Genomic DNA, 12893 nt, shown 5'->3' on the forward strand with positions numbered 1-12893 from the left:
AAAGGAGTATATTCATGTCACGAACGCAAACTAGAAAGCTGTTGATCTATATCGCCTTTGTCTCCCCGGCTGTCTTGTTTTTCGCTTTGTTTATCATCTGGCCGTTTCTGAGAGCGATTGTGTTTTCGTTCCAGGATTGGAACGGGATCAGCAGCACGATCAAATGGGCCGGCTGGCGGAATTACGAGCGGCTGCTCACCGATACGGAGTTTATGAAATCCTTCTCCTTTACGCTGAAATATGTGCTCGTCAGTACGATTCTCGCGAATGTTGCCGGCTTTGCGCTTGCTTTTATCTTGAATATGGCGCTCAAAACCAAAAACCTATTGAGAACGGTATTCTTTTTGCCGCATGTCGTGGGCTCGTTGATTATCGGATTTATTTTTCAATTTATTATCACGCAGGGCTTTCCCCAAATCGCCAGCATCACCGGCATCGAGATCTTCCAGAAAAACTGGCTCAGCCTGCCGGACTATGCCTTCTGGGCGCTCATTCTCGTCAGCGTGTGGCATTACGCGGGTTACTTGATGGTCATTTACCTGGCAGCGCTGCAGGGGATACCGGCAGATTTGCTGGAAGCGGCGCAAATTGACGGGGCAGGCCGCTGGTACCGGCTGCGCAGCATCATTCTTCCGCTGATCATGCCTGCGATGACGGTGTGCCTGTTTCTCGGCATCTCACATGGCTTCAAGGTGTTCGACCTGAACTTCGCCCTGACGAAGGGCGGGCCGTTCGGATCGACAGAATCGCTCGCACTGCATATTTATCTGGACGCCTTCACCAAAAATGAATATACGTATGCTTCAGCCAAAGCCGTTGTGTTCTTCGTCGTGCTGGCCTCGATTACGGTCGTCCAGGTGTTCGTTATGAAGCGCAAGGAGGTGGAGATGTAATGAACACCCGCTACAATGGCAGCAAATTCTTGCTCGAGCTGGCGATGATCGCACTGGGCGTCTTGTTCTTCTTCCCGCTGTACTTGACCTTCGTGAACGGGTTCAAGGACTACAACGAGGTGCTGGCGTCTACGGCTGCGCTGCCGAAGCACTTTAGCTTTCATAATTTCTCGATCGTCTGGAAGCAGGTCAACTTTCCTGGGGTCTTCGCCAACTCCCTGATTATCACGGTCGGCAGCGTGCTCGGGATTCTGCTCATCAGCTCGGCAGCCGCTTATCAGCTGGTCCGGCGTCCAGGGGTCGTGAGTCATGTGATCTTCCTGCTGATTCTCTCCTCGCTGGTCATTCCGTTCCAGACGATGATGATTCCGCTGGTGAGGGTCGCCCGGGATTTGAACCTGATTAACTCGCTGCCCGGTATGGTGGTGATGTATTGGGGCTTCGGCATTCCGCTCGCTTTGTTTCTGTACCACGGTTTTATCAAGGGGATTCCGCTGGAGCTGGAGGAAGCGGCCACCATCGACGGAAGCGGTACAGTGGGCGTGTTCTTCCGTATCCTGCTACCGCTGCTTGTGCCGATTACGACGACGATTGCGATTCTGCATACGTTGTGGATCTGGAATGACTTCCTGCTGCCGTTCATTATGCTGACAGGTAAGGCGAATCAGACGATTCCGCTCGCGACCTACGTCTACTTCGGCGAATATACGAACCAATGGCATCTGGCGCTCGCAGCGCTCACGATGGCGATTGTACCCGTGATCGTCTTCTTCCTGGCGATGCAGCGATATATCATTCAAGGCATTACAGCCGGGGCGGTCAAAGGTTAAATATAGGATGGGTAGGTATGGTATGGGGCTGCTTTAGCTATCCGAGGGATACAGACGGTACACATAAATCCGATGAAGTTGGATCATTCGCAAGAACACGAAGGAGCCGTGATGGATATGAAAACGAAACCGGTCATAGGAGTTACTCTGGGCGATGCGGCGGGGATCGGCCCGGAGCTGGCCGTCAAGGCGCTGCATAACCCTGCAATACGCGAACTCGCCACCTGGGTGCTGATCGGGGATGAGCGCGTGCTGAAGCAAGGGCAGGAGGTTGCCGGGGAGGCTTTGCCATACCGCACGATTACGGATGCAGCCCAGGCGGCTGAAGCGCCGGAGGAGCTTAGCTTCATCGACTTGGGCAACCTGTCCCCTGAGGAGTACACGCCGGGGCAGTTGTCGCTACGGTCCGGTCAGGCGACGGGGGAGACGCTGATCTATGCGCTCGAGCAGGCGCAGCAGAAGAAGCTGGACGGTGTCATCTACGCGCCGATCAACAAGGAGGCGCTGCATAAGGGCGGCTTCCACTTCCAGGACGAGCTGCATTTCTTCGCATCGCTGCTCGGCTGCAAGGAGGGCTTCAGCGAGATCAATGTGATGGATGATCTATGGGTGACGCGGGTCACCTCGCATATTCCGCTCAAGGACGTTAGCGGCCTGGTGACCCAGGAACGCGTCGGTCAGATCATCCGCTTCGCGCACCGCACCTTGACCAAGGCGGGCATCGACAATCCGCGTATCGCGGTCGCCGCGCTCAATCCGCATGCCGGAGACGGCGGCCTGATGGGGATGGAGGAGATCGAGGAGATTCGTCCTGCGGTGCAGGAGGCCCGGGAGCAGGGCATTCGGGCGGAAGGCCCATATCCTGCGGATACGATCTTCCTGCGGCTGAAGACGGACCTGTTCGACTGCCTCGTCGGGATGTATCATGACCAGGCGCAGACGGGGATGAAGCTGATGGGCTTCTACCGAGGCGTCACCGTCAGCGGAGGGCTGCCGGTCGTGATCGCGACTCCGGCGCATGGAACGGCCTTCGATATCGCTGGCAGGGGAACGGCCGATCCGGGCGCGATGGAGCATGCGATGAAGCTGGCTGTCAAGCTGATCGGACTGTAGGACGGCAGGGTCAATACGGAAGGAGGAAGCGAAGATGAAGCTGCCTAAAATGGCGCCGATCCGTCAGCGGTTCGAAGGTCCGGCGCTGACGGATATCGAGGGTGAGGTCAGCGCACAGCTGGACCGTGCGGGCATCGCACTGGCGGTGTGGCCGGGTATGCGGATCGCGCTGACCGCGGGAAGCCGGGGGATCGCGAATATCGCGCTGATCCTTAAGGCGACAGCCGACAAGCTGAAGTCGCTCGGCGCAGAGCCCTTCATCATCCCGGCGATGGGCAGCCACGGCGGGGCGACGGCAGAGGGCCAGGTAAAGGTGCTGGCCAGCCTCGGGGTCACCGAGGCGTACTGCGAGGTGCCGATCCTCTCGTCGATGGAGGTCGTGCAGATCGGCGAGACGGAGCGGGGTATCCCGGTCTATATCGACCGCCACGCATCGGAGGGCGACGGCATTATCGTGATTGGCCGGGTGAAGGTGCACACGGACTTCAAGTCGCCGATCGGCATCGAGAGCGGCATTATGAAGATGGCTGCCATCGGCCTGGGCAAGCATAAGCAGGCGCTGGCTCTGCATGATTACGGGATACGGGGGATCCGCGATTATATGCCGGAGGTGTCCCGGGTCGTATTTGCCAAGGCGAACATTCTGTGCGGTATCGGCATCGTGGAGAATGCCTACGAGCAGACGGCGAAGATCGAGGCGGTGCCGACTCCGCAGATCGAGGAGCGGGAGCGCGAGCTGCTCAAGCTGTCGGCCTCGCTGATGCCGAAGCTGCCGGTTCAGCAGCTGGATGTGCTGCATGTCGACCGCATCGGCAAAAGCTACAGCGGCACCGGCATGGATACGAATATTATCGGCCGGATGCGCATCCTCGGGGAGCAGGAGCCCAAGACGCCCGCGATCCGCTATATCGTCGCCGGTGATCTGAGCGAGGAGACGCAGGGCAACGCGCTTGGCATCGGCTTGGCCGATCTGACGACGAAGCGGTTGTTCGACAAGATCGATTTTCACAAGACCAATGAAAATGTGATCACGAGCACGTTCCTTCACCGGGCGATGATCCCGATCGTCGTGGCGAGCGACCTGGAGGCGATGAAGACGGCGCTGCGCTGCAGCTGGGGCGTCGTGCCGGAGCAGGCGCGGGTCATCCGCATCGCCAATACGCTGCATATCGAGCACATGTATGTATCGGAGGCACTGCTGCCGGAAATTGTGGAGCTGGAGCATGTGGAAGTGACCGGCGAGCTGGAGGAGATGAAGTTCGACGAGCGCGGTGTTTTTATATAACGAGTTCAAGAAGGAAGTTCAACAGGGAAGTTCAACAGCAAGAGGGAGGCAACGGTATGGGTAAAATTCAGGTTATTCAGATCGGAGCAGGACGCTTTGGGCAGTCATGGCTGAAGGTGCTGCTGGGCAGCGGGCAGGCCGAGCTAGCCGGAGTCGTCGATGTGGTACCGGATAATCTTGTGGCGGCAGCAGCTATCACCGGCCTGCCTGAGGATCGGCTGTTCGCTAGTCTGGAAAGCGCATTGCAGGCGGTGCAAGCGGATATCGCGCTGATCGTCACTCCGCCGTCGACGCATAAGGCGCTCGCGCTGCAGGCGCTGGAGGCGGGACTGCATGTGCTATTGGAGAAGCCGGTGACGCATACGTTCAGCGAGGCGGCCGAGCTCTATGAGCGTAGCCGGCAATACGACCGCAAGATAGCGGTCAGCCAGAATTACCGCTGGAGGCCGTGTATCCAGACGCTGCGGAAGCTGCTGCAGGAGCAGGCCATCGGCCGGGTCGGCTATATCGAGTATGCGTTTCGACGGGCTCATCAGGTAGCTGGCTGGCGTAACGAGATGGATGAGGTACTGCTGGAGGATATGTCGCTCCATCATTTTGACCTGATGCGGTTTGTGCTGAACAAGGAGCCGCTCGATGTGTACGCCCAGGGCTTCCGGCCGCACTGGAGCTGGTTCAACGGCAATCCGTCAGCCAGCGTCATCATCGGGTTCGAGGATGACGTGCAGGTGAATTACTTCGGCAGCTGGGTGAGCCGGGGCCGGGAAACGACCTGGAATGGTGATATCCGCGTCTACGGGGAGCGTGGGATGCTTGAGCTGAGCGACGACCGGCTGCTGCTGTGGCCGGAGGGAGCGGAAGCGTCATCCGAGGTCGAGCTGCCGGAGGCGGCGTACGGCGACCGCGAGTCGTCGCTGAACGATGTCATGGAAGCCGTACGCGACGGGCGCGAGCCGCTTACTTCGCTCGCGGATAATATCAAGAGCTTCGCCCTGACCTGCGCCGCCGTGGAGTCGTCCCGAGCGGGAGGACGAAAGCTTGCGGTGAGTGAGCTGCTGGGCGTTCATCAAGGATAAGGCGTGGGAAGGCGCGCCCAACCGAGTTATTGAATCGGGCCAGGCAGGAGCCGAACCCGCCTGCCCGTTCCGGGACAAGGAATCGACGAACGAGCGAGCTGCGCGTCAGGCTCGACTATACGGATGACAAAGGATGTGTAAGCATGCAGCTCGGCTTGTTTTTGAAGCTGTTTCGAACTTATTCACTGGAGGATGCGCTGGCGCACGTAGCCAAGCAGGGCATCCAGACGGTCGAGATTGCCACGGGCGGCTTTGTCGGCGCTCATCATATCAACCCGAAGGAAGTGTTGGGCAACTCGGAGGAAATCGCGAGGATTCAGGATACCTTGAGGCGGCACGGCCTGACGATCAGTGCGTTAAGCTGTCATGGCAATCCGCTGCACCCGAACCCGGAGATAGCTGAGGCGCATCATGAGGACTTTGTGAACAGCATTCTGCTGGCCAAGGAGCTGGGTGTCGATACAGTCGTAAACTTCTCCGGCTGTCCGGGCGAATCCGAAACGTCGCAGCGATCCGTCTGGATCACGTGCCCATGGCCGACGGAGTTTCTCGATACATTGACGTGGCAGTGGGAGCAGAAGGTCATCCCGTATTGGCAGGAGATGGGGAGCTTCGCTCGGGAGCAGGGAGTCCGCATCGCGATCGAGCCGCATCCGGGCTTTGTGGTGTACAACACGGAGACGGCGCTGCGTCTGTGCGAAGCGGCCGGAGAGGGCGTCGGGATCAATTTCGATCCAAGCCATCTGTTCTGGCAGGGGATGGACCCGGTCGAGTGCATCCTGCATCTCGGCAAGTTGATCTATCATTTTCATGCGAAGGATACGGCCATTCATCACCGGTATAACCGGCTGAACGGCGTGCTCGATACGAAGCCGTACAAGGAGCTGGCTGAGCGCTCCTGGGCGTTCCGCACAGTGGGCTACGGCAACGGGCCCGAGACCTGGAAGGCGATCATCAGCGCGCTGCGGATGACCGGCTATGCCGGAGCCATCAGCATCGAGCATGAGGACGGGCTGATGTCGCTGGATGAGGGCTTTGGGAAGGCGGTGCATTTTCTCCAGGAGGTGCTGATCACAGAGCCTCCGGGCGTGATGCCCGGAACCCGGAGCGTCGGCAGCTAGGCGAGCGGGCTGGGCGATGACGGTCCCGCCGCAGATAGTGGGACAGCTTAAGACCGGCAGAATCTTGAAACCGAGAAATGGAATAAGCAGCACATTACGAAGAAGCTGGAGAGGGATTGGAGGCGGAGAAGCATGAGTACAACGGATAACAACTACCGGGCTATTCTGATGAAGCAGAAGGACAATGTGGCGACGGCGCTGGAGGATATTCCGGCGGAGGCTGCTGTAGAGCTGCAGACAGAGGGAATGAATCTCACCGTGATTCTGCGTGAACCGATCGCATTCGGCCATAAATTCGCCGTAAGAACGATTGCAGAGGGCGAGGATATTCTCAAGTATGCGGAAGTGATCGGGATGGCGAACCGCGCTATACAGCCGGGAGAGCATGTCCATGTCCATAATCTGGATGGCAAACGGGGACGGGGGGATCAAGTTGGAGCTTAATACGAAGTTTTGGGGCTACCGGCGCCAGGATGGTCGGGTCGGGGTGCGCAATCACGTGCTGATTCTGCCGACGATCGTCTGTGCGACGCAATCGGCGGTACGAATTACGGATCTGGTGCAGGGGACGGTATCATTTATTCATCAGCATGGCTGTGCCCAGGTAGGCGTGGATTATGAGCAGACGTTCCGCACTTATGTGGGCATCGGCAGCAATCCCAACGTCTACGGAGTTGTCGTGCTGGGACTGGGCTGTGAGACGCATCAGGGCCGCAGCGTCGCTGATGAGATTGCGAAGCAGACGGGCAAGCCCGTCGAGCTGGTCTCCATCCAGGAAAACGGAGGCACGCTGATGACAATCGCCCGCGGGGCGCAGGTGGCGGCTCGCATGGTGCAGGCGGCTTCGATGCAGCGCCGCGTGGAGTGCGATATCTCCGAGCTGATCGTTGCGACGGAATGCGGTGGGTCGGACGCCTGCTCCGGCCTGTCGGCGAATCCGGCAGTCGGAGCGGTCAGCGACCTGCTCGTAGACCGGGGCGGCACGGCGATCCTCGCCGAGACGTCGGAGATTATCGGAGCCGAGCATCTGCTGGCGAACCGCGCGGTAGACGACCGGGTGCGCAAGCGGGTGTATGAGGTCATTCAGGCCATGGAAGCGAAAGCGATCATGATGGGCGTCGATATCCGCACGGGCAACCCGACGCCAGGCAATATCAAGGGCGGCCTCAGCTCGCTAGAGGAGAAGTCGCTGGGTGCGGCTGCGAAGGCCGGGACCCGTCCGCTGCAGGAGCTGATCGATTATGCGGAGCGCCCCGGGAAGAAGGGCCTCGTATGGATGGATACGCCTGGACAGGATATCGAGCAGTTGACCGGCATGGTTGCCGGTGGCGCGCAGGTCGTGCTGTTCACGAGCGGCCGCGGCACGCCGACGGGCTCTCCGATCGCCCCGGTGATCAAGATTGCGACGAATTCGCGTATGTTCGAAACGATGGCTGACAATATGGACATGAACGCAGGCACGATCATCGAAGGCAAAGAATCGATTGAGCAGGTCGGGAACCGCATCTATGAGGAAGTGCTCGATGTGGCAAACGGCAAGAGGACCAAGGCGGAGATTCTGAAGCAGTACGACTTCGGCATTAACCGCATCGGCCCTACGTTCTGACGGCAGGAGGGAGAGACGTTCTATGAGCAAAGTCAAAGCGGCCATTCTCGGCTCAGGCAATATTGGCACGGACCTGATGTATAAATTGGAGCGGAGCGGGCTGCTCGAGCTGACGGCGATGATTGGGATTGATCCGGCCTCCGAAGGACTGGAGCGGGCATGCTCCCGCGGGTATGCCACTTATGCGAACGGCATAGAAGCCATCGTGGAGAATCCCGGGATAGCCGATATCGTCTTCGACGCGACCTCAGCCAAGGCGCATGTGCGCCATGCCAAGGTACTGAAGGAGCTGGGCAAGCTGGCGATCGACCTGACCCCGGCGGCGCGGGGTCCGTTCATCAGTCCGCTCGTCAATCTCAGCGCCCATCTGGACGCCCCCAATGTCAATCTGATCACCTGCGGCGGACAGGCGACGATCCCAATGGTGCACGCGGTGAATGAAGTGGCGGATGTGACCTATGCAGAGATCGTAGCGACGATCTCCAGCCGCAGCGCCGGGCCTGGCACAAGGGCCAATATCGACGAGTTCACGTCCACGACGCGGCGCGGGCTGGAGGAGGTTGGCGGGGCGGACCGGGGCAAGGCGATCATTATCCTCAATCCGGCCGATCCTCCGATTATGATGCGCAATACCGTCTACTGCCAGGTGCGCCGGATGGACAGGGATGCGATCTCTGCCGCCATCCATGAGATGGCAGCCAAGGTGAAGGCCTATGTGCCGGGCTACCGGCTCAAGCAGGAGCCTTTGTTCGATGAGGATCGGGTGACGATTTTCCTTGAGGTGGAGGGGGCTGGCGATTACTTCGAGCCCTATGCCGGCAATCTCGATATTATGACGGCAACGGCGGTGAAGGTCGGCGAAGAGTTTGCTCGCAGCCGGCTCACCACAGCTCAAGCGGGGGAAGGAGAGCGGATTTGATGAAGCGAAACAGCAGCGAACCGATTCGCATCACGGAGGTATGTCTTCGGGATGGCAGCCATGCCGTCGCCCACCAATTCACGGTGGAGCAAGTGAGCACAATTACCCGAGCCCTGGACGAGGCCGGTGTTCATGATATCGAAGTCAGCCACGGCGACGGACTTGGCGGATCGACGATCCAGTACGGCCGCTCACTTGTGGATGAGATGAAGCTGATCGAAGCGGCTGTCGCCGCGTGCACACAGGCGAGAATCGCGGTACTGCTGCTCCCGGGCATCGGCACGGTACAGGAGCTGAAGCAGGCGCATGCGCTCGGCGCAGGGCTTGTGCGGGTTGCGACCCATGTGACTGAGGCCGACGTGTCGGCGCAGCATCTGTATGCAGCCCGGGAGCTGGGCATGGAAGCGCTTGGCTTCCTGATGATGGCCCATTCGGCGCCGGTCGAGGTGCTGGTGGAGCAGGCGAGGCTCATGGAAAGCTACGGCGCGCAGGCGGTGTACGTAACCGATTCCGCCGGTGCTCTGCTGCCGGAGCAGGTGCGCGAGCGCGTGAAGGCGCTGCGCGGCGCTTTGTCCTGCGAGATCGGCTTCCACGCGCATAACAACCTGTCGCTGGCGGTGGCCAATACGCTGATCGCGATCGAGGAAGGCGCGACGCGGATCGACGGCAGCGTACGCTGCCTCGGTGCGGGCGCAGGCAATACGCAGACCGAAGCGCTGGTGGCGGTGCTTGACCGCATGGGCGTCGACCTGGGCATCGATCTGTACAAGCTGATGGATCTCGCCGAGGACAAGGTGGCCCCGGTCATGCACCGGGTGCCGGAGATCAACAAGGGCAGCCTGGCGATGGGCTATGCCGGCGTCTACTCCAGCTTCCTGCTGCACGCGGAGCGGGCGGGCAAGCGCTTCGGCGTCGATCCGCGCGACATCCTGCTGGAGCTGGGCCGCCGCAAGGCCGTCGGTGGGCAGGAGGACCTGATCGTTGATGTAGCGGCGAGCCTGAGCCGCTCATCTTAGCGAGGGGATAACGCAGTAGCTGTCGGACGGGCGGGCATCGATAGAGGTTGTTCACGGTAGCTTGTCGAACCAAGCAAGAGAGCAAGCAGCATCCTTAATCGCCAAAAAACCGCTGGAGCATGACGAGCTGCACCTCCAATTGTTAGACATAACTAACAATTGGAGGTGCAGCTCATTGGTGCTAGAGCGGTGTTTTTGTTATAACCTACACTGACAGTAAGTCGGCTTACGCTTCGGAGACGACCGTGAAGCGAGCCTGCTCGTGCTGCGGTTTCTCGATCTCGTCCACAATCGCGATGGCATAATCGGCGTAGCTGACGTAGCTGTCTCCGCCGGAGTTGACCAACAGATGGTCCAGCCCCGTCCGGTAAGCGCCTGTGCGCCGGCCTTCGGGATTGAAGAAGGCTGACGGACTTACGAAGGTCCAGCGGATGCCCTCGCTCTGTTTCAGATCCTGCAGGTTCTGGGCCTGGTTAAGCGCCGTAGCCTTGTACAGCTCCGGAAATTCGGGTGTATCGACAACACGGACGGTTTTGGCTTCGTCGACATAGAGGCTGCCCGCTCCGCCAACGACCAGCAGCCGGGTATGCGGGGCGCCTTGCAGCGCGGCGATCAGGGAACGCCCGGCTTCCACGTGCAGATGCTCCTGTCCTGGAGCGGCGCCGAATGCGTTCACCACGGCGTCGAAGACGCTAAGGTCCTGCGCGGTCAATTGAAAGACATCCTTCTCCAGCACTTTCAGTCCTATATCTGCTACGGACGCAGCTTGACGTACGATAGCCGTTACTTCATGTCCTCTGGACGCGGCTTCCTGGGCGATGACGCGGCCTGCTTTGCCGCTTGCTCCGATAACTCCAATTTTCATGACGAAAACCTCCAATGGAATAGGATGTAGACTTACCAACAAGAGAGGGGATTATTCAAATCAAGACTCGTTGTAACTGTATATGTTACAACGAGGGCGGAGAAGAACGCTTAATGGGCCGCGTTCTTCTTTTTAATTTCCAGAGCCAACACATCTACAAGCTCCCTCAGCGTCACCGCGGCCAGCACGCCTTCCATCGCATCTTGCGCTTTGAAAAGCAGCAGCCGCAGCACCTGCTCGATGTTGGCACCCACCTCACAGGCCGGATTCGGGTGATTGTGGATGTGAAACAAATTCCCTTCCTCCACCACATCAACCGCGCGATAAACATCCAGCAGGGAGATCTCTTCGAGCTCTCGCGCCAAGGTGGCGCCTCCGCTGCCAGCCCGGACATTCGCAAGCCCGGCTTTCTTGAGCTGACCCAGTACACGGCGAATAATAACCGGATTCGTGCCTACACTGCCCGCGATCCACTCCGAGGTATTGTGCTCAGCTGGGTTGATTGCCAGCAAGGAGAGGATATGGACTCCAATGGAAAACCTGCTGCTGATCTGCATGGTACCACCTCTCTGTTGTAATCATTATAGTTACAACTAATAGGGTTGTCAATCTCTCGGGTAACCGGCAGGCTGGTGTGATCGCTGAAGGGATCGAGCGGCGCAGCCTGGGCCGGGGGCGGCTTCAGTCAGACTCTGCTGTTCACCTGGTGCTGGTACCGGATGACACCAGGTATGGACCAGAAGCCTGTGGGCTAAAGCCCAGGGCGGGGTTCACAGCCATCTGGCCGTAATCCCCAGAAAACGATCTGTGGCCGTCTGAATCTGGCATCGCCACGTCTTCTTTACCGGTTGTGCGAGCGATGAAATTAAATTTTGCGTATTCGTGGATAATGAAATCGATACTAAAAATCATCATCCTCCCATGAGTCACAAGAAGCACAGAGCGGTTCAGCCGCCTCTGTGCTTCTTGCCGTTGAAAGCTCCGCTTGAAGCTGCCTAACGCTACTTTTTCCCCTTCGTGACGCGGAGCAGCTCGGGCAGCGTGACGATCCGGTAGCCCTGGCCTTGCAGCTTCTCGATGACCTTAGGCAGCGCCTGAACCGTACCGCTTAGATTCTGAGAGTGGCCTCCGCCAGAATGCTGAAGCACGATGGAGCCGGCTTTGGCATGATCGAGAATGTTGCGCATGACTTGCGCCTCGCTCAGCTGCTTCCAGTCCAGCGAATCGACATTCCAGTTGACTACCAGATACCCGTGCTCCGAGGCCCAGAGCAGCTGGCTTTCGCTAATTTCACCGTAAGGCGGTCGGATTAGCTTGGGCGTATAGCCGATGAGCGGATTCAGGATGGACTCGCTTCTGGTGATCTGCTGCTGGAAGCTATCCTGTGACAGCTTGGTAAACAAAGGATGAGAATACGAATGATTGCCAATCACATGGCCTTCCTGCACAATCCGCTTTACGATGGCCGGATGCTTCTCGGCCTGGGAGCCGATCAGGAAGAAGGTGGCGCGAATCTTATGAGCCTTTAGAACATCCAAGATTTGTGGCGTATACGTAGCGTCAGGCGCATCGTCAAAGGTCAGCGCGATTTGCCGGTTGCTGGAGCGCCCATGGAGCAGCAGAAACTCCGGGTATTTCCGGGCCAGCTGGGACAAGGTCAGGCCCTGGGACTTGGAGCTTTTCTGTGCGGCCTGCTTGATGCCCTTGGAAGCCGAAATCTTGGAGACCGATGCTTCCGGCTCTGGGACAGGAGCAGAAGGCGGCTCGGGAGACAGCGGAAGCTGAGCCGTCTCTGGGGTCTGCAGCGACTTGGCCCCTCCCCCGGCGGGCAGCGGAGGGCCGATCAGCGTGAGCGACTCTGATGCGGAGCTGGAGCGGCCTTTGGATTCACCTGTAGGAGGAGCCGGCTGGTGGGCGCTCGGCTGCTCAAGAGCGGAACCGGCTTGGCGCTCGTCAGGAACGGCTTGACTGCGTGACAATCGCTCTTCGAGTGGAGCAGCCGCTGCATCTGGAGAAGCGGGCAGAGGCGCTCCTGAAGGCGCGGGAAGGGATGTGCAGGCGGTAAGCAGCAGGCAGCCCGCGACGATGCAGGCCCAGCGCTTCAATGCTCGTGGCAACAAAAAAACTCCCCCATTCCTCCAGTGTTTTTCTTAGTGTGGAAGAGGAAGG

At 59.0% G+C, this 12893-nt stretch carries 14 protein-coding genes; 10 read left to right on the plus strand and 4 right to left on the minus strand.

Annotated elements, in window-relative coordinates; all coding sequences use genetic code 11:
• Positions 1–14 precede the first annotated feature (14 nt).
• The 10 genes from WMW72_RS29685 to dmpG all read left to right on the plus strand — a co-directional run bounded on the left by WMW72_RS29685 (position 15) and on the right by dmpG (position 9859).
• Positions 15–893, plus strand: coding sequence for a carbohydrate ABC transporter permease (locus WMW72_RS29685; protein WP_341419200.1), 879 nt, complete (start codon positions 15–17; stop codon positions 891–893).
• Entirely contained in the window at positions 893–1723 is an 831-nt protein-coding gene (locus WMW72_RS29690) for a carbohydrate ABC transporter permease (RefSeq protein WP_341419201.1), read from the plus strand. Before WMW72_RS29685 ends, WMW72_RS29690 begins: the two co-directional genes overlap by 1 nt.
• 117 nt (positions 1724–1840) lie before the next feature.
• Positions 1841–2836: a 4-hydroxythreonine-4-phosphate dehydrogenase PdxA gene (gene pdxA, locus WMW72_RS29695; RefSeq protein WP_341419202.1), complete on the plus strand. Its 996-nt coding sequence runs from the start codon at positions 1841–1843 to the stop codon at positions 2834–2836.
• Between the two features lie 34 nt (positions 2837–2870).
• Positions 2871–4121: a nickel pincer cofactor-dependent isomerase, group 22 gene (locus WMW72_RS29700; protein WP_341419203.1), complete on the plus strand. Its 1251-nt coding sequence runs from the start codon at positions 2871–2873 to the stop codon at positions 4119–4121.
• A 56-nt stretch (positions 4122–4177) separates the two neighbouring features.
• Positions 4178–5197: a Gfo/Idh/MocA family protein gene (locus WMW72_RS29705; RefSeq protein ID WP_341419204.1), complete on the plus strand. Its 1020-nt coding sequence runs from the start codon at positions 4178–4180 to the stop codon at positions 5195–5197.
• Between the two features lie 143 nt (positions 5198–5340).
• Positions 5341–6318: a sugar phosphate isomerase/epimerase family protein gene (locus WMW72_RS29710; protein WP_341419285.1), complete on the plus strand. Its 978-nt coding sequence runs from the start codon at positions 5341–5343 to the stop codon at positions 6316–6318.
• Between the two features lie 132 nt (positions 6319–6450).
• On the plus strand, positions 6451–6762 hold the full coding sequence (locus WMW72_RS29715) for a UxaA family hydrolase (protein WP_341419205.1): 312 nt from the start codon (positions 6451–6453) through the stop codon (positions 6760–6762).
• Positions 6710–7924: a UxaA family hydrolase gene (locus tag WMW72_RS29720; protein WP_423227618.1), complete on the plus strand. Its 1215-nt coding sequence runs from the start codon at positions 6710–6712 to the stop codon at positions 7922–7924. The genes WMW72_RS29715 and WMW72_RS29720 overlap by 53 nt, the downstream gene beginning before the upstream one ends.
• A gap of 22 nt (positions 7925–7946) precedes the next feature.
• Positions 7947–8843 (plus strand): acetaldehyde dehydrogenase (acetylating), encoded by an 897-nt coding sequence (locus WMW72_RS29725; RefSeq protein WP_341419206.1) that lies wholly within the window; start codon positions 7947–7949, stop codon positions 8841–8843.
• Complete coding sequence (dmpG, locus tag WMW72_RS29730) at positions 8843–9859, plus strand: 4-hydroxy-2-oxovalerate aldolase (RefSeq protein ID WP_341419207.1); 1017 nt, start codon at positions 8843–8845, stop codon at positions 9857–9859. Before WMW72_RS29725 ends, dmpG begins: the two co-directional genes overlap by 1 nt.
• A gap of 226 nt (positions 9860–10085) precedes the next feature.
• Here the strand turns inward: dmpG and WMW72_RS29735 are convergent, their stop codons facing one another.
• The 4 genes from WMW72_RS29735 to WMW72_RS29750 all read right to left on the minus strand — a co-directional run bounded on the left by WMW72_RS29735 (position 10086) and on the right by WMW72_RS29750 (position 12841).
• Entirely contained in the window at positions 10086–10724 is a 639-nt protein-coding gene (locus tag WMW72_RS29735) for an NAD(P)-dependent oxidoreductase (protein ID WP_341419208.1), read from the minus strand.
• A gap of 110 nt (positions 10725–10834) precedes the next feature.
• The gene (locus WMW72_RS29740) at positions 10835–11281 is read right to left on the minus strand and encodes an Rrf2 family transcriptional regulator (protein WP_341419209.1); all 447 of its coding nucleotides are present in this window, start codon (positions 11279–11281) and stop codon (positions 10835–10837) included.
• A gap of 142 nt (positions 11282–11423) precedes the next feature.
• The gene (locus WMW72_RS29745; protein ID WP_341419210.1) at positions 11424–11639 is read right to left on the minus strand and encodes a hypothetical protein; all 216 of its coding nucleotides are present in this window, start codon (positions 11637–11639) and stop codon (positions 11424–11426) included.
• An 86-nt stretch (positions 11640–11725) separates the two neighbouring features.
• Positions 11726–12841: a polysaccharide deacetylase family protein gene (locus WMW72_RS29750; RefSeq protein ID WP_341419211.1), complete on the minus strand. Its 1116-nt coding sequence runs from the start codon at positions 12839–12841 to the stop codon at positions 11726–11728.
• Positions 12842–12893: the final 52 nt, after the last annotated feature.

It is taken from the genome of Paenibacillus filicis (assembly GCF_038070315.1).
Lineage (GTDB): Bacteria > Bacillota > Bacilli > Paenibacillales > NBRC-103111 > Paenibacillus_G > Paenibacillus_G filicis.

What these genes read in the sequence shown, in the direction of transcription:
- WMW72_RS29685 (WP_341419200.1), top strand. Translation starts at nt 15, where the DNA reads ATGTCACGAACGCAAACTAGAAAGCTGTTGATCTATATCGCCTTTGTC.
- WMW72_RS29690 (WP_341419201.1), top strand. Translation starts at nt 893, where the DNA reads ATGAACACCCGCTACAATGGCAGCAAATTCTTGCTCGAGCTGGCGATG.
- pdxA (WP_341419202.1), top strand. Translation starts at nt 1,841, where the DNA reads ATGAAAACGAAACCGGTCATAGGAGTTACTCTGGGCGATGCGGCGGGG.
- WMW72_RS29700 (WP_341419203.1), top strand. Translation starts at nt 2,871, where the DNA reads ATGAAGCTGCCTAAAATGGCGCCGATCCGTCAGCGGTTCGAAGGTCCG.
- WMW72_RS29705 (WP_341419204.1), top strand. Translation starts at nt 4,178, where the DNA reads ATGGGTAAAATTCAGGTTATTCAGATCGGAGCAGGACGCTTTGGGCAG.
- WMW72_RS29710 (WP_341419285.1), top strand. Translation starts at nt 5,341, where the DNA reads ATGCAGCTCGGCTTGTTTTTGAAGCTGTTTCGAACTTATTCACTGGAG.
- WMW72_RS29715 (WP_341419205.1), top strand. Translation starts at nt 6,451, where the DNA reads ATGAGTACAACGGATAACAACTACCGGGCTATTCTGATGAAGCAGAAG.
- WMW72_RS29720 (WP_423227618.1), top strand. Translation starts at nt 6,710, where the DNA reads ATGTCCATAATCTGGATGGCAAACGGGGACGGGGGGATCAAGTTGGAG.
- WMW72_RS29725 (WP_341419206.1), top strand. Translation starts at nt 7,947, where the DNA reads ATGAGCAAAGTCAAAGCGGCCATTCTCGGCTCAGGCAATATTGGCACG.
- dmpG (WP_341419207.1), top strand. Translation starts at nt 8,843, where the DNA reads ATGAAGCGAAACAGCAGCGAACCGATTCGCATCACGGAGGTATGTCTT.
- WMW72_RS29735 (WP_341419208.1), bottom strand. Translation starts at nt 10,724, where the DNA reads ATGAAAATTGGAGTTATCGGAGCAAGCGGCAAAGCAGGCCGCGTCATC.
- WMW72_RS29740 (WP_341419209.1), bottom strand. Translation starts at nt 11,281, where the DNA reads ATGCAGATCAGCAGCAGGTTTTCCATTGGAGTCCATATCCTCTCCTTG.
- WMW72_RS29745 (WP_341419210.1), bottom strand. Translation starts at nt 11,639, where the DNA reads ATGATGATTTTTAGTATCGATTTCATTATCCACGAATACGCAAAATTT.